The organism is Pseudomonas fluorescens, assembly GCF_018614655.1.
GTDB classification, from domain to species: domain Bacteria; phylum Pseudomonadota; class Gammaproteobacteria; order Pseudomonadales; family Pseudomonadaceae; genus Aquipseudomonas; species Aquipseudomonas fluorescens_BX.
The window spans coordinates 69,357-84,371 of the sequence record NZ_JAGGOG010000024.1; the positions used below are offsets into that span (position 1 = coordinate 69,357).

Here is a 15,015-nt window from a genome sequence, read left to right on the forward strand (position 1 = left end):
GCGTTAGAGCTATTTATCCCTTTGTATGCGTCTCTGATAAGCACAAGGATGTTCCCTTTGGCTAAAATCCAGTTACCTAAAGATGCTTTGCAACGAGTAAAGCTGGGCCAGGCTTTTGCAGAGTACGATATAATTAGAAGTGATCATGAATTATTCGTAACTACACCGGCGACTCTCTCTGCGCTCAATCCGGATAGCTCTAACTGTTTTTTTATAGGCCGTCGCGGTGCCGGGAAAACCGCTATTACGTTTGAAGTTGAGCGGCGTTTCCCTCGAACGATCAACATTGTTCCACAAATATTTGATCTCTTACGGCTCCCACTAGAGCAAGAGTTGTTTCTAGACACAAGGCAGCGTCCTTTCAAATCATTAATGCATTCGATGGAAAGGGCTTTGATCGATGAGGTGATCAAGGTATGGGTCATGGAAGGGCGTTTAAGTTTCGACAAAGCGCCAGATACTATCCGACGAGAAAGAGGCCTGATTGAGGATTGTGATTTTGATCAGCGTATCTTGAATTTGACCGAAGAGATTTTTGATGCATATACCAAAGACAATGATAAGTTATGGCTTCGCCAGATAAGTCGAAGCAAAAACCTGCTGGCGGAAATTAATCAGATCTCATTTTCTTCGCCAATGAGTTATATCATCCTAATTGATCGACTGGATGAGTCCTGGGATGGTTCTGGCTCAGCTATAATATGTCTCATGGCATTGATGCATGCCACGGTTAGATTAATCGCGTCAACTCCACACGTAAAGCCCTATGTCTTCATACGCGAAAACATCTATGACAGAATTCGCTCCCTCGATAACGAGTTTGCGAGGCTTGAGACGTCAGTGGTTTTTCTTGATTGGTCCTCTGAAAAACTTACCGAGCTTGTAGAGCGTCGATTGGTAAAGCCTTTTACTACTAAACCAAAACTAGGAGGAGAGGCATGGAATTGTTTTTTCGAGGAGGAAGACTCAAAAACTAGCGTGCCCTCGGTGATGAGCCTTTGTCAGCATCGGCCTCGGGATGTACTGATGTTAACTAGCTATGCAATAGACTCAGCCATTAATCACGGAAACCAAAAGGTTAGAAACGCAGATATGGATGTCGCGTCCAAACGCTATAGCACAAGTAGACTGAAAGATTTGGGTGACGAGTATGCTGAGAATTATCCAAATATTAGTTTAATTCTCGAGTACTTTTTTGGCTTAGGTAATGAGTACACCTTGGTGGCAATTGAAGATTTTATTCAAAAGTTGCTGGTTACGGAATCCATCAACAAATACTGCAATGGTTGGTTTTACGACTACACAACGCCTTTTCGTTTCGTCGAAGTTTTGTATGGAATCGGTTTTCTTGGTATTCGACGAAAAAAAACTGTGGAGTATAAAGAGTCTGGTAAAGACTCAAATGCCAAGCCATCATTTGATAATAGCTCAACCTTCTATATTCATCCAACCTACCACGAAGCGCTAAATCTTCAACCACTGCTATTGAAGGATTTGCGCGACGAAACGCAGCTGAAGAATGAAGGCATCTTAGAGGAACTGCCCGACACTTTTAACTTGGACGACTATAAAGGTGCGTTGCAGGACACATTAGATAATTTGCGTACCCTGCCCAAGGGACCGTCGGGGGCTGCTGGATTTGAAGAAGTTGTAGGCAATATCATAAAACTTTGTTTCTTTCGGTCTTTGACGAATGTTCAACCACACGAGCGAAGTCACGATGGCGCGTCAATACGGGATTGGATAGCGTCAAACCGAGCGCCTGACGGATTTTGGGAAGTCATAAGGAATAAATACGGTTCTACCCAAGTCGTATGGGAGTGTAAAAATTACGAAGACCTGAGCGCAAGTGATTTTCATCAAATCAACTATTATCTTAATGACACTTTTGGACGATTTGGTATCCTTGCCTTTCGTGGCGAGGAGGTAAAAAACAGTTATTATCGTCACATCTCTAACATAATAAACCGAAACAAATCAGGACTGGTTGTGTTGTTGACGCAGAAAGACTTGGAGGTTTTTCTACGCCAAGCAATCAAGGGGGCTTTTAAGGAATCACACTTACAGGACAGATATGATCAAACGATTCGCCAGATATCATAGGCAGCTGAAGAAAAAACGGTGTCTAAATTAGTGCAAATCTTTGACGTTCTAGCCGGTTGCTCCCGGCCGCTCTCTGAATCGCCCCCAATTTCTTGCACAAATCTGACCGACTACTTTTGGCCGGTTTCTGCCTGTCGCCGCTCTGGGGTGAGGGGGAGGACTGGCGTCCAATTAGGACTTAAAATTTTTGATGGAGCGCAAGTTTTTTAGTTTGGGGACGGCTAACGCCAAGGAGGCTTAAGGCCTCGCTCAACATGAACTGTTGTCCTGAGTGAGCGACAGGAATGGAATGCGGTTGATGGGAAGCTGGCGGGTCCACTTACATCGAACTAACCGAAATAACTTCCACAAACCTGAATTTTTTCTTGGCTATCTTTGTAGCTTCTTGCTCTGCAGCTAGGGAACTGAGCGTATTGGCCTCGTGTACGATCTCGTGCATCTTGCCTTCAAACTCATTCCCCACCCTCAGTGTGACTCTCAATCTGGGAGTAAAGGTTTTTGATAATTTCTTTTTCTTCATTGCATTTGTCGGCTCCTCGATCACAAATTCCGGTGCAGTGTCTTGCTCGTGGGTGTCGATCACTGATGTAGGGGCCTCAGGTTCACCGAATAGCGCCCGACGCATTTCTTCTTCCGTCAGCTCTGTAGTCATAACATTTCTCGAGAGTGTGTCGTGTGTAGCGTCACGGATTCTATCACTGTGGACGGCTTCGGAAATAAGAAGGCTTTGTGTGGTATCCGGTTGGCCATCGCCACTAAATTCGGATGAGCGTGAGTTTCTGCCCGGAGCGCTCTTTTGAAGGCGGCGCTTATTGACACTCATGCTTGTGTTGTCGCCGCTTCACATTTACGCTTTGTCCCGTCGCGGTCAATCCCGTGGCCGGGTGTCAGAACCTGAATTGTTCGAGGCGCATAGCGCCATAGCTAGCGATTAAGTGCTTTCAGAGGCTTAGCTGCTGCTTTTCTATGGCGGTCCGTGCGGGGCAGGCTTCGGCCTGGCCGGTTCCCTCGGACGCCGGTTTCTGACCCCCGTACGGTCCGCCACCCATTTCGTGTCAGAACGGCTGGGTGGACGGCTCCTTAACTGTCCGAGGAGATAAGGAAAATGACCTGTCCCCCTTTTAAGCTCGTGCGCCACCCCGGCCAAATGGTTCAAGCTGCAAACTATCTCGGAGGATTCCGCGATGTTTGATCTTTCGCTTCTCATTGGCCTCCCCAAACCCAACAGCATCGATACTTCATCGCTTAGCCCTGAAGATGCCGCGATTAAACTGCGGCAGGCTGCCACTCTCCGGCTTAACGGAGCCCAGAGTATTCTGCTTCATTTTCCGCAAGACGTTGAACTGGCAGTGGAATTGTTGGATGACACCGCCGTGTTGTACGACAAGGCATTCCGGAATTTGACTGGGATCCCAGCTCAAAGCGTTTATCAACAGATTCATGAGTATGTCTCTGTCCCGTCCGCTGAAGGATCTCCCGCGATCCAAACTCCGTGGGGCGATGAGTTCGCTCCGGTAATAAAGGAGGGTGTTCGGTGCGCAGAGACGTGGCTTGAAGGCTCATCATTACCGTTATGGTGGGCGCTGTCTCAGAACCGAAAGCGTCATCGTCCAGGTGATCCACAAGAGGCATTTGAAGCAGGTTTTTTGCTGCGGTTGCAGCAGACGCTGATCATGCGACGTGAGGCCGTCACTTCCCAATCAACCCGCCTTGATGCCTGAGTCTGTAATTGACGTTTGAGATTTGCTTTTCCCGCCAACCCTCCGATCAAGCGATCTTTGATCGCGCTGATCGGAGGGTTCACTCGCTTTTTCTCGAAGCCGCCGCGTTCCATCCTCTCGTTTTCAGATTTGATTAACGCCACGTTTGCTTTCACTCGTCAGTAATTCCCGTGATCTCTATCGAGCGCAGCGTCATTCAGTGTGCGTGCGAATCTTTTTGCTGGGCATGTATGTAGGTGTGGCGACAGCGGCGACGCCGGCGACAACCCACGTAGAACGTGGCCTGGGGCATGGCGACAGAAGTGGCGACAGTCGCCACTTTTTCAGCGCATTGACCGTGACGCTTGACCGTCTTTTCGAGTGGGTATAAAAATTGGCGCACGGATCGCTGTCGTTGACAGCACCAGCCCAGGTAGCCAGAGCCTTTAAGGCTACGCCACTTGCGTGGTGGTTCTTCCCCAAGTGCGATTAGCGTCCGGCGGCTCGCACGGTCACTCCCCGAGAGTGATGGATGCCTACTCTACCAATCTGTCCACTGCGGCAGACGATGGACCTACCTCGCTGCGCTGCAGCAATCTTACCTTTCGGCACACTTCGGTGCGCCAGACCGCGCCCGTCTCTTTCTCCTGGAAAGAGACGGGCGCTCGTACCACTGCTGCAAGCCACGCCGTACATGGCATTGCCGCAACTCTCCTCGTGACAATCGGCCTGACAAATCCGATTCGTCGCCATCTGCAACGACAAAGGACCGGTGCCGCAGCCTATGGAAGGGCTGCACCTGACTGACAGTCAGGCATGCCCCAGGTGTCCACGTCGTTGCCTTCTCCCACCCAGGATCTCCAGGTGCCGAACTCGTCAGTCGGCACAGCCTCCACCCGCCCGTATCTTCGGATGCGCTTAGGGAGGCCAGATCTTTGGGTTCATGCCCTCGCTCCCGGTCGTAAGGAGCCGTGCGTTCCGCGTCAGTGAACACCTCACAGGCCGCAGGGGCCTTGATCCCTGATAACACTCAACACCCGTGGCGGGATTACGTGAGGACAACCAGCAATGAACGAGGAGAGGACCCATGCAGCAGTTAGATCCCAAGCTTGAGCTACCACGGCCACCTCGACCGTTAATCGAGTTGAATCCTGTCGCCGAGACTTATCCGGTCCAGGCACTGGGTGGGATTCTTGGGCCTGCGGTCGAGCGCATGGCCGAAGTCATCGGCGTGCCCCTGGCGCTGGCCGCACAATCGGTGTTGGCTGCCTCAGCACTAGCCACCCAGGGCCATGCGGGCTTACAGCTCGACGGAAGAAATTACCCCCTGTCGCTGTACCTGATCACGGTGGCCGCGTCAGGTGATCGTAAGACAGCAGCAGATCGATTTGCCTTGCTGCCAGCAAGGCAATGGGAGCGTGAACAGTGGCAACGCTATCGTGAACAGCTTGCTCGATACCGTGCCTTACAAAAACATTCTCAGCCTAATAATCCTGGCGATCCTGACTCCGCAAACCGTATGCTCGTAGAAGAGGAGCCCTCTGCCCCTAGGTTGATCACTACGGACCCGACTATCGAGGCGCTGATCAAAGGGCTCTGTCACGACTTACCGAGCATGGGCCTGTTCTGCGACGAGGGCGGGCAATTCCTCGGTAGCAGCACCATGAGTCGGGATAACCGTTTGAAAGCGGTCACGACCTTGTCGTCACTCTGGGACGGTAGCCCAATTGATCGTGCCCGCTCCATGGCCGGGGAAAGCTTACGGGCTTATGACCGGCGTTTGAGTCTGCACTTGATGCTGCAACCGTACTTGGCGATTCAGTTGCTCAGCGATCCTTTGCTGCAGGGGCAAGGCATCCTTGGTCGCTGCCTCATGACCTGGCCTACTAGCCTGGCCGGACAACGCAGCTACCAGGCTGTCGACTTGTCCAAAGATCCCGCCCTGAAGCGCTATCACCACCGTCTTTCAGGCCTGTTTCATCAGCCTTGGTCGCTGTCCGCTGACGGCGCTCTGCTGCTTTCAACGCTGACCCTCAGTGCGTTGGCTCGCCGTCGCTGGATTGATCTGCATGACGCCATCGAGGCCCAGTTGGGTGAGTTTGGCGAGCTGGCCAATGTGCGGCCCAGTGGATCAAAGGCCGCCGATAACCTGCTGCGTGTCGCCGGCATCCTTGCGGTCCTGGAGGAAAGCAGTGTAGTGGAGGTTGACCATATCCAGCGGGCCTCGACCTTGATGGGCTACTACCTTACCGAGATTCAGCGCCTGACCGAACAGGAGCCGGTGTGCCAGGTAAAGGAAGAGGCGGATCGGTTGCTGCGCTGGCTACAGGAGAAGGATTGGAAGCGTTTCAGCGTTCGAGAGCTAAATCGCAACGGCCCCCGCTTTGCCCGTAAGAGCAGCCGTCATACCACCAAGCTGTTGGTCGAGTTGATTGATCATCAGTGGCTGATCACTGACGGCCAGACCTTCGAGGTGCGCCATGTTCAATCTTGACGAAGCGCTGCGCAATCACCTGGCTCAACGCCAAAAGGAGCCTAAAGCGCGTTTTGTCGCCGCCAGTGTCGCCACTTTGTCGCCAGGCTCAAAGCCCGGTGGAACAAAGGTTGTCGCCGCTGTCGCCGATGTCGCCACCCTCCGTAAAACCATCACCTCGCCGACAGCCATCATCCAATGGTTGAAAGAGGAGGGCGCGTATCTCTACGTCTCCGATAACAGGCTGAGTTTTCGTCCGACGGATTGGGCCCAGCTCGCCATCGTGAGTGCGCACTGGCAAGCCCTTTTGCATGATCTCGCTGCAGTCGATCAGGAACAGGAAAATGACTCGAGTCGGTAAGCGAGCGGGACGTAATTTTGGCTTCGGTCGCCAGCTCAGCTATGCCGGACCGCAAGCACTGAAAGATCTGTTTGGCGACGGCCATTTTGCTACCGTCAAAGCCCATAGCGATCGCTGGCAGGCATTCGTGCGCTGGTGTCGATCCGAGGAGGGGCCAAGGCTCAATGATGCGCGACAGATCGACCGCGAGATCCTTATGCAGTACGCCTTCCATTTGCGCGAGCAGGTTGATCAGGGCAACGTCGGCATCGCCACCGCGCAGAACCGCCTGTCCAGCGTGAACCGAACGATGGCCGCGCTGCGCGGTGATCAGTACGTCAAAATCCCCAGTCCGAGCAAGGCGCTTGGCTTGCAGCGCTCAGGTGTGCGTAGTGAGGCTCCGCAATGCCAAGACCGTGTCCAGATCGAGTTGATCGCACAGGCGTTGTCAGAGCGAGGCCAGCAATCGAGGGTGAGTGCCATTGTGCTCCTTGCTCGGGAGGCCGGCATGCGCCTGCGTGAAGCGATCTTGGCGGACTTGCCCCGGCTGCAACGTGAGGCTCGGCAACTGGGCAAGATCAATATCCAGGACGGCACCAAAGGCGGTCGATCAGGCGCATCGGCACCGCGTTGGATTGCGGTCACGGATCAAGTTCATGGAGCCCTCGACAGGGCCAGCGAGGCTTCACCCACGGGCAGTCGGAATCTGTTAGCACCTGAAGAAAGCTACAAAGATTTCCTGCAGACAATCGTGCGACCGGCACGGGACATCCTGCATGAGCATGGATTGAAAGGCTTTCATGAACTGCGGGCGGCTTACGCCTGTGAGCGCTATGAGCAACTGACCGGCTTCTCCGCGTCCATCAATGGCGGTCGTGGTCATCGAGAGGATCAAGCACTCGATCAGCGTGCACGCCAGCAGATCAGCCACGAGTTGGGGCATAACCGCATTGACGTGGTGAGTGCCTACATCGGAGGTCGTCGATGAAGTCCGAGTTCGATATGGCGTTGTTTCTGAGTCCCGTGCTCAAAGGTGCGCATGCCACGCGGCAGCGGCATATCGGGCAGGCAGAAAGGATGCACGAGGCGATTCGTGAGCGCTGGAGTTGTGCGACCCCCTGGTCCTGGAAGGAAAAGCACACCAGATGGTTTTTAGAGCACTATCTGCGTTGCTCAGCACCAGCGACCGTTTATTACTATGAGTTAACAGCAGGGCTGATCCGCCGCAGAAAGGCGCAACTCGTGGTTGTCTGATAGACGCTTTTAAGCGTGAGCCCCTGAGTATGGGAATGCGGAGCCTTCCCATACTCAGGGGCTTGGCCGAAGGAGCGCAGGCATGCGGCAGATCAGCGACAGTCGCCACTTCAGTCGCCCTGCTGCACGACACGGATTGTCGCCGGCTCAGCGTATCGGCACGGCGTTACGGTCCCTAGTTTGATTGATGGCGGATGCCGACAGGCTGCCGGTGGCTGCCTTCTGGATATGTTCACTCCACCAGGCCATCATCGGACGCCGGCGTTCGATGTAATCCGCCCGGTTGTAGGCGCTGCGAACTTCGTCCTTGTCGACATGCGCTAGCGCGACCTCGATCAGCTCCGGATCCCAGCCATGCTCATTCAGGATGGTGCTCGCCATCGAGCGCAAGCCGTGGCTGACTAGACGGTCCTGAAAGCCCATGCGCTTCAACGCCATGTTGGCGGTCTGGCTATTGGCATGGGTGCGGGGGTTTCTATCTGAGGGGAACACGTAGTCTCTGTTACCGCTGAGTTGCTTGAGTGTCTCCAGTAACGAAAGTGCCTGATCGGTAAGAGGGATTGTGTGCGGCCGACGCTTTTTCATGCGCTCTGGCGGAATGGTCCAAATGCGCTTGTCGAAGTCGATATCTGCCCATCGCGCGGTGGCTGCTTCGGCAGGGCGGGTCATCGTGTGCAGTTGCCATTCGATCAAGCAGCGGGTCGTGCGCTTGATGCTGGCGTTCGCGATCTCCATCATGAGCTCGGGAAGCTCCTCAGGTGGTAGCGCAGCCATGTTCTCTTTTTTGGGTTTCTTGAACACCGCCCGAATTCCATTGAGGGGGTTCGCAAATATCAGCCCGGAGTTGACCCCGTAGGTCATGATCTCGTTGAGTCGTTGGCTCAATCGTTTCACGGTTTCGAGGCTCCCTTTGGCCTCGATTGGGCGAAGGATCTTAATAACCATCGGAGCAGTGATTTGAGAGATCGGCGTTGTTTTCATGCTTGGGAAAACATGGAGCGTCAGCGATCTCCAAATGTCTTCGGCGTAGGCTTTGGTTACGGAGTCTTTCTTCAGCTCGAACCAGGCAGTGGCCACCTTCTCGAAAGTGTGTTCAGTCTCAGCAAGTTTGGCTTGCCTTACCTCATCACGCTGGGCTTTGGGATCAGTGCCCAAAGCGAGCAACTCACGCGCCTCTGAGGCTTTCTTCCGGGCGTTGGCTAGCGAGAGGTCGGGGTATGGACCAAGCGCCATGTTGATACGGCTTCTGGTCAACGGCTCTCGGTAATTGAAATTCCACATCATTGAGCCGCTCGCGCGTACTCGAAGCTGTAAGCCATCGCCGTCGCTGAGGACGAAGTCTTTACCAGTTGCCTTGACTGCCTTGAGCTGGCGATCGGAGAGGCGGGTTGCGTTAGTAGGCATGGGGGCTACCTCCAGCACCGTTTTGGTATCCTGAAAATAGCATTTGGCAGTCCGGGATACCACCTGGGATACCAAAACGCCTGGAACTCAGAAACCCTGCAAAGACCCCGTAAGCGCTGAAACCCCCGTATTTACTGGATTTCAGGCACAAAAAAAGACGTCCGTGGACGTCTTTAGTTGATTAAATGGTGGAGCCGGGGGGATTTGAACCCCCGTCCGCCAGTACTCCGCTGTCGGTACTACATGCGTAGCCGTGTCTATTAAGTTAACCCTCAGCGACCCGACGGGCAGGGTGCTTTGGGCGAGTTGTGTAAGTTTTAGCCGCTTCGTCCACAACGTACTGCACGGCGATTCTGTTCTATATGACAATCACTTTGGGTTTACAGACATCCCCTGGTGATTGCTGGACCCGAAGGTACCAGAAGCTCAGGATCTAAAGCTGCTTACGCAGCGAGAGAGAATTCCTGGCCGTAGGTTTCGTCATTGGCAACTATAAGTAGTTGCAACAGTGGATTTACGAGTTCTGTTACCAACTCGGCATGCACCTAAAGTTTCGCGACCGGCGTCGAATCCTAAACGGCCCCGTGCTTGTTGCTCGGTGTTTCAAAGTGAGCGACAAGCCTGTGCAGTGTACGTCAAACGGTCACAGAAGGCCAACCCGAAGGTTGGCCTTGAGCGGTGTCAGGTTATTGGTTGCCGCCTTTTTCGCTGTCCTGCAGGTCTTGCAGAGCCTTGGAGGTGATCTCGATGCATTTCTTGTCATCACCTGCGGCCAGGGCCGCCTTGGCTTGGGACACGGCGGTGTCTATTTCGCCGCTTTTGCCGCTGGTGTCGGTCGCGAGCAAGGCTTTCCCGTTGTTGATTTTGTCCAGGTTGATTTGGCACAGTTCGTCAGTTTTACCGGCTGCAAATGCAGGGGACGCGAGCATCGCAGCAGTAATGAACAAGCCAGCAAGAGCGGAACGCTTCATGGGTATCTCCTTGTGCAAAGAGGGCTCGATGCTGCGCGGTGGTTGCGGGCAGCCAGCGAGGTCACTGATCAGCCTCGTTCAACAAGGCTTATGCAGATGACTACGCCAGCGCGCAGGGGTTCTGTTGGGTGGTTGAATTAGTGGGCGCGGGCCTGGGTTACGCGATCCACCAGATACACCAACCCGTGATAATCAATCCCGCCATGCTGGCTCAGGCCGATTTCACAGGTACGGCTGGTGGAGATGCCCTCGCTGCAGTGTTGTACCGCGTCTTTCAACGAGCGCAGTGAGTGGGCATTCAACTCCGGTGTGGTGAAGCCTTTGTCACCGGCAAAGCCACAGCAGTGAATGCCTTCGGGGATTACCACGGTGTGGCTGCATTGCCGGACGAGGTCGATCAAGGCCTGGCTTTCTCCCAGGTGCTGGGTGCTGCAGGTGACGTGTACGGCGATGGGCGCCTCTTGGGGAGTGAAGTCGAGACGGTTCATCAGGTGGGTGCGGATAAACCGTACCGGGTCGTAGAGGTCCAGGCGGGTTTCGCCCAGGTCTTGCACCAGTCGCAGGGTGCAGGGGCTGGTGTCGCAATAGATCGGGTCGAGACCGCCACGGCTGGCGTGGAGCAGGGCGCCGATCAGTTCCTGGCGCTTGTGTTCGGCTTGTTCGGCGTAGCCTTTGGAGGCGAACGGTTGGCCGCAGCACAGGTTGTCCTGATTGTCGGGGAAGACGACCTGATAGCCGGCCTTTTCCAGCAGACCTCGGGTTTTGTCATACAGCGACATTTGTTCTTTGTCGCCCGCCGACGGCCCCATTGCCCGTGACACGCAGGCCGCCAGATACACGACGCGCGGCCGCTCATCGTTTACGGCAGGACTGAAGCGAATGGCCTTTTCGGGCTGCGGCATGGCGTTGGTCCATTGGGGGATTTGACCCTTGGACAGTTTCGTCATTGTTGCGGAAAGCTTTGCCAGCCGAGGCGCGCCCAACAGCATCCGGGCGCCATTGGCCACATGTAACGTGAAGCGTGCACCTTGTAGTGCGGTAGCAAAATGCGTCGCCAGCCAGTCGGCCGTTTTCGTACGGCCGGCATCGTGGCTGCGCAGCTTTTTCACCAGGTCGCCGGTGTTGATTCCTACGGGGCAACGTTGGGCGCACAAGCCGGTTGCGGCACAGGTGTCGATGCCTTGGTAGTGGTAAGCGGTTTCCAATTCGGTGGTGTCGACGCCTGCGCGTTTTTTGGCCTGGATGTCGCGCCAGATCACGATGCGCTGGCGCGGGCTCAAGGTCAGGCCTTTTGACGGGCAGACCGGTTCACAAAAACCGCACTCGATGCACTTATCCACAAGTTCGTCGGCGGCGGGCAGTGGCTTGAAGTGTTTCAGGTGGATTTGCGGGTCTTCGCTGAGCACCACGTCCGGGTTGAGAATGCCGTTGGGGTCCAGCAGGCGCTTGAGCTGCCACATCAGTTGGTAGGCATCGCTGCCCCATTCCAGCTCGACGAAGGGCGCCATATTGCGGCCGGTGCCGTGCTCGGCTTTCAGTGAGCCACCAAACTCCACCGCCACCAACTGTGCGACGTCGTCCATGAACGCCTGGTAGCGTGCGACTTCTTCGGCGCTGTTGAAGCCTTGGGTGAAGACAAAGTGCAGATTACCTTCCAGGGCATGTCCGAAAAGGATGGCTTCGTCGTAGTGATGCTTCTCGAACAGTTCGATCAAGCGATTCACGCCGATGGCCAGTTGTTCGACTGGGAAGGTCACGTCTTCGATGATCACCGTGGTGCCGGTTTTGCGCACGGCGCCGACGGCGGGGAAGGTGTCCTTGCGGATTGCCCACAGGCGGGCGTTTTCCACGGGGTCTTCGGTGAAGTCGACTTGTTTCTCCACAGGGAAACCGGCGAGTGACGCCATGATCAGCGCCAGTTGCTCATGGAGCAGTGTGGACGAAGCGGCCCGGGATTCGATCAACAATGCGCAGGCATTTTCCGACAGGTGTTGTACGAAAGCCGGCATGCCTGGTTTGTCCTGCACCGAACGCATGCTGCGTCGGTCCAGCAGTTCGACCGCCGAGACTGGCTGGGTTTTCAGGACTGTCACCGCGTTGCAGCAGGTTTCTACATCCGGGAACACAATCAGGGCTGACGCTTTGTTGGGATGATCGATCACGGTGTCGTAGGTCACCGCACTGATAAAGCCCAGGGTGCCTTCGGAGCCCACCAGCAAATGGCTGAGGATATCCAGCGGGTCATCGAAGTCTACCAGGGCATTGAGTGACAGGCCGGTGGTGTTTTTCAGACGGTATTTGTGGCGGATTTTTGCAGCCAGTTCAGCGTTGGCGCGGGTCTCGCGGCCCAGTTTTGCCAGGTGCTCCAGCAGGTCGCCGTGGTGCTGGCGGAAGGCCGAGACGCTGGCGGCATCTTCGGTGTCCAGGCGACTGCCATCGGCGAGTACCAGGCGAATGCCCGCGAGGGTGTGATAGGTGTTTTGCGCAGTGCCGCAGCACATGCCGCTGGCGTTGTTGGCGACGATGCCGCCGATCTTGCAAGCATTGATCGACGCCGGATCCGGGCCAATCTTGCGCCCGAACGGCGCGAGCCAGGCGTTGGCCTGGGCACCGATCACGCCGGGTTGCAGGCGGATTTGCGTACCCTGGCCGCGAATTTCGCGAGCGTTCCAATTGTCGCCCAGCACAATCAGGACCGAGTCGCTGATGGCCTGTCCGGAGAGGCTGGTGCCGGCGGCGCGAAAGGTCATCGGCACCCGGTCGCGCTGCGCCAGTTGCAGCAAGGCGACCACCTCGTCCTCTGATTCGACGCGGATCACCAGTTGTGGGATCAGTCGGTAAAAGCTGGCGTCGGTGCCGAAGGCGAGCGTGGAAAGCGGGTCGTCGAAGCGTCGATTTTTCGGGATCAACTGTGCGACATCAGCAAGAAAAGCAGCAGGCAGGCTCATGGGTCCTCCAGGAATAGCGGACGCCGGAATGGTTGTCCGGCGTCGTTGCTTACCCTATTACGTGTAGGTCTCAGTGCACCAGCATGCCGGTGAACCAATAGGCCTGGGCCAAGGTGATCAGCCCGACAATTGTCGCGAAAAACAGGCTGTGCTTGAGGGTGAAGCGGAACAGGTCGGACTCTTTGCCCACCAGACCGGTCGCGGCGCAGGCCACGGCGATCGACTGTGGGGAAATCATCTTGCCGGTTACGCCACCGCTGGTGTTCGCCGCCACCAACAAGGTGTCGTTGACACCGATCTGGTGGGCGGTGGTGGCTTGCAGGGAACTGAACAGGGCGTTGGACGAGGTGTCGGAGCCGGTCAGAAACACCCCCAGCCAACCCAGGAAAGGCGAGAAGAACGGGAAGGCTGCACCGGTGCCGGCCAGGACCAGGGCCATGGTCGACGACATGCCGGAGTAGTTGGTGACGAATGCGAACGCCAGCACCATACCGATAGACAGGATCGGCCAGCGCAGTTCGTAGAAGGTCTCTTTTAAAGTGGTAAGACCAGTTCTGATGTCAATCTTCAGCACCAGCATCGAGATCAGGGCTGAAAAGAAAATCGCCGTGCCGGTCGCAGAGATCGGGTCCAGTTTAAACACGGCTGGAATGGCGGTCGGGTTAGTAACGATAGGCGCGACTTTGATCACCAACTGGTCCAGATGCGGGATCGCAAAGTTGAAGACCCAGCTGTACATCGAGCCGCTGGTGGCGAACATCGCCTTGAATGGCTTGAGGGTCCAGATGGTGACCAGAACCGTCAGAATCAGGAAGGGCGACCAGGCCTTGAAGATTTCCCCCAGGCTGTAGGGCGAAGCGACAGTGCTGCGAGGCAGGCCGAAACCACCGGCGCTGGCAGTGACTGCCGCGCTGGACGTTGCCCCGGCAATCTGTGCGCCTGCGCCTGCGGTGCGCTTGGGCTGCCAGACTTTCAGGAACAACGTCAGGGAAATCAGGCTGGCCAGGGCCGAGGTGATGTCCGGCAGTTCCGGGCCGATGAAGTTTGAAGTGAAGTATTGGGTAACGGCAAAGCTGAAGCCCGCCACCAGCGCCGCTGGCCAGGTTTCCTTGACGCCCCGCAGGCCATCCATCATGAACACCAGCCAGAACGGTACGAACATCGACAGCAACGGCAGTTGGCGGCCGGTCATGGCGCCGATCTTGAACGCGTCGATGCCGGTGACTTGGCCCGCGACGATGATCGGAATTCCCAGGGCACCGAAGGCTACCGGCGCGGTATTGGCTATCAAGCACAGGCCGGCGGCGTACAGTGGGTTGAAGCCCAGTCCGACCAGCAACGCCGCGGTAATCGCTACCGGTGCGCCGAAGCCGGCGGCACCTTCCAGGAAGGCGCCGAAGCAGAAGCCAATCAGCAGCACCTGCAGACGCTGGTCGTCGGTGATCGACAACACGGAGCTGCGGATGATTTCGAACTGGCCGCTTTTCACCGTCAATTTGTAGAGGAATACGGCGGCGACAATGATCCAGGCGATCGGCCACAGGCCGTAGGCAAAGCCATAACCGGCGGCAGCCAGGGCCATATCGACGGGCATCTTGAAAGCGAAGATCGCTACCAGGATCGACAGCACCAGGGTGATGCTGCCGGCCACGTGGCCCTTGAGGCGAAATACGGCCAGGGCCAGGAAGAAAAATACGATGGGGATAACGGCGGCCAGTGCGGACAGGCCGAGGCTGCCGAGTGGGCTATAGAGTTGTTGCCAGGTTTGCATATGGGGTGGCCCCTAATTGTTGTTGGTCAGGCACTTTTAGCTGATTTGGAT

The 15,015-nt window shown here is 55.8% G+C and carries 11 protein-coding genes and 1 other RNA gene; 6 read left to right on the forward strand and 6 right to left on the reverse strand.

Going from position 1 to position 15,015, the window contains the following annotated elements; translation table 11 throughout:
• Positions 1-57: 57 nt before the first annotated feature.
• Positions 58-2,103, forward strand: a complete 2,046-nt coding sequence (locus J7E41_RS23130) for a P-loop ATPase, Sll1717 family (RefSeq protein WP_214996551.1) — start codon at positions 58-60, stop codon at positions 2,101-2,103.
• Positions 2,104-2,422: 319 nt separating this feature from the next.
• Here the strand turns inward: J7E41_RS23130 and J7E41_RS23135 are convergent, their stop codons facing one another.
• Complete coding sequence (locus J7E41_RS23135) at positions 2,423-2,755, reverse strand: hypothetical protein (protein WP_214996553.1); 333 nt, start codon at positions 2,753-2,755, stop codon at positions 2,423-2,425.
• Between the two features lie 532 nt (positions 2,756-3,287).
• Between J7E41_RS23135 and J7E41_RS23140 the strand changes: the two genes are divergently transcribed.
• The 5 genes from J7E41_RS23140 (at position 3,288) to J7E41_RS23160 (ending at position 7,870) form a co-directional block, all read left to right on the forward strand.
• Entirely contained in the window at positions 3,288-3,824 is a 537-nt protein-coding gene (locus J7E41_RS23140) for a LasR-specific antiactivator QslA (RefSeq protein WP_214996556.1), read from the forward strand.
• A 1,066-nt stretch (positions 3,825-4,890) separates the two neighbouring features.
• On the forward strand, positions 4,891-6,297 hold the full coding sequence (locus tag J7E41_RS23145; RefSeq protein WP_214996558.1) for a YfjI family protein: 1,407 nt from the start codon (positions 4,891-4,893) through the stop codon (positions 6,295-6,297).
• Positions 6,284-6,637, forward strand: a complete 354-nt coding sequence (locus J7E41_RS23150) for a hypothetical protein (RefSeq protein WP_214996560.1) — start codon at positions 6,284-6,286, stop codon at positions 6,635-6,637. The genes J7E41_RS23145 and J7E41_RS23150 overlap by 14 nt, the downstream gene beginning before the upstream one ends.
• Positions 6,621-7,604 carry an integrase domain-containing protein gene (locus J7E41_RS23155; RefSeq protein ID WP_214996562.1) on the forward strand — a complete coding sequence of 328 codons (984 nt, stop codon included), beginning with the start codon at positions 6,621-6,623 and terminating at the stop codon, positions 7,602-7,604. The genes J7E41_RS23150 and J7E41_RS23155 overlap by 17 nt, the downstream gene beginning before the upstream one ends.
• Positions 7,601-7,870 (forward strand): hypothetical protein, encoded by a 270-nt coding sequence (locus J7E41_RS23160; protein ID WP_214996563.1) that lies wholly within the window; start codon positions 7,601-7,603, stop codon positions 7,868-7,870. Before J7E41_RS23155 ends, J7E41_RS23160 begins: the two co-directional genes overlap by 4 nt.
• 147 nt (positions 7,871-8,017) lie before the next feature.
• On the opposite strand, the gene J7E41_RS23165 is transcribed toward J7E41_RS23160, so the two are convergent.
• The 5 genes from J7E41_RS23165 to J7E41_RS23185 all read right to left on the reverse strand — a co-directional run bounded on the left by J7E41_RS23165 (position 8,018) and on the right by J7E41_RS23185 (position 14,964).
• Entirely contained in the window at positions 8,018-9,274 is a 1,257-nt protein-coding gene (locus J7E41_RS23165) for an integrase domain-containing protein (protein WP_214996565.1), read from the reverse strand.
• Positions 9,275-9,460: 186 nt separating this feature from the next.
• Positions 9,461-9,858, reverse strand: a transfer-messenger RNA (tmRNA) gene (ssrA, locus tag J7E41_RS23170).
• 102 nt (positions 9,859-9,960) lie between these two features.
• A complete protein-coding gene (locus tag J7E41_RS23175; RefSeq protein ID WP_214996566.1) occupies positions 9,961-10,245 on the reverse strand; it encodes a hypothetical protein in 285 nt (94 codons plus the stop codon).
• A 137-nt stretch (positions 10,246-10,382) separates the two neighbouring features.
• Positions 10,383-13,193 (reverse strand): FAD-binding and (Fe-S)-binding domain-containing protein, encoded by a 2,811-nt coding sequence (locus J7E41_RS23180; RefSeq protein ID WP_214996568.1) that lies wholly within the window; start codon positions 13,191-13,193, stop codon positions 10,383-10,385.
• A gap of 70 nt (positions 13,194-13,263) precedes the next feature.
• Positions 13,264-14,964 carry a lactate permease LctP family transporter gene (locus J7E41_RS23185; protein ID WP_214996570.1) on the reverse strand — a complete coding sequence of 567 codons (1,701 nt, stop codon included), beginning with the start codon at positions 14,962-14,964 and terminating at the stop codon, positions 13,264-13,266.
• Between the last annotated feature and the right edge of the window lie 51 nt (positions 14,965-15,015).

Bases quoted from the DNA above. Each gene is read 5' to 3' on its own strand.
- J7E41_RS23135 (WP_214996553.1), bottom strand. From the start codon at position 2,755: ATGACTACAGAGCTGACGGAAGAAGAAATGCGTCGGGCGCTATTCGGT.
- J7E41_RS23140 (WP_214996556.1), top strand. From the start codon at position 3,288: ATGTTTGATCTTTCGCTTCTCATTGGCCTCCCCAAACCCAACAGCATC.
- J7E41_RS23145 (WP_214996558.1), top strand. From the start codon at position 4,891: ATGCAGCAGTTAGATCCCAAGCTTGAGCTACCACGGCCACCTCGACCG.
- J7E41_RS23150 (WP_214996560.1), top strand. From the start codon at position 6,284: ATGTTCAATCTTGACGAAGCGCTGCGCAATCACCTGGCTCAACGCCAA.
- J7E41_RS23155 (WP_214996562.1), top strand. From the start codon at position 6,621: ATGACTCGAGTCGGTAAGCGAGCGGGACGTAATTTTGGCTTCGGTCGC.
- J7E41_RS23160 (WP_214996563.1), top strand. From the start codon at position 7,601: ATGAAGTCCGAGTTCGATATGGCGTTGTTTCTGAGTCCCGTGCTCAAA.
- J7E41_RS23165 (WP_214996565.1), bottom strand. From the start codon at position 9,274: ATGCCTACTAACGCAACCCGCCTCTCCGATCGCCAGCTCAAGGCAGTC.
- J7E41_RS23175 (WP_214996566.1), bottom strand. From the start codon at position 10,245: ATGAAGCGTTCCGCTCTTGCTGGCTTGTTCATTACTGCTGCGATGCTC.
- J7E41_RS23180 (WP_214996568.1), bottom strand. From the start codon at position 13,193: ATGAGCCTGCCTGCTGCTTTTCTTGCTGATGTCGCACAGTTGATCCCG.
- J7E41_RS23185 (WP_214996570.1), bottom strand. From the start codon at position 14,964: ATGCAAACCTGGCAACAACTCTATAGCCCACTCGGCAGCCTCGGCCTG.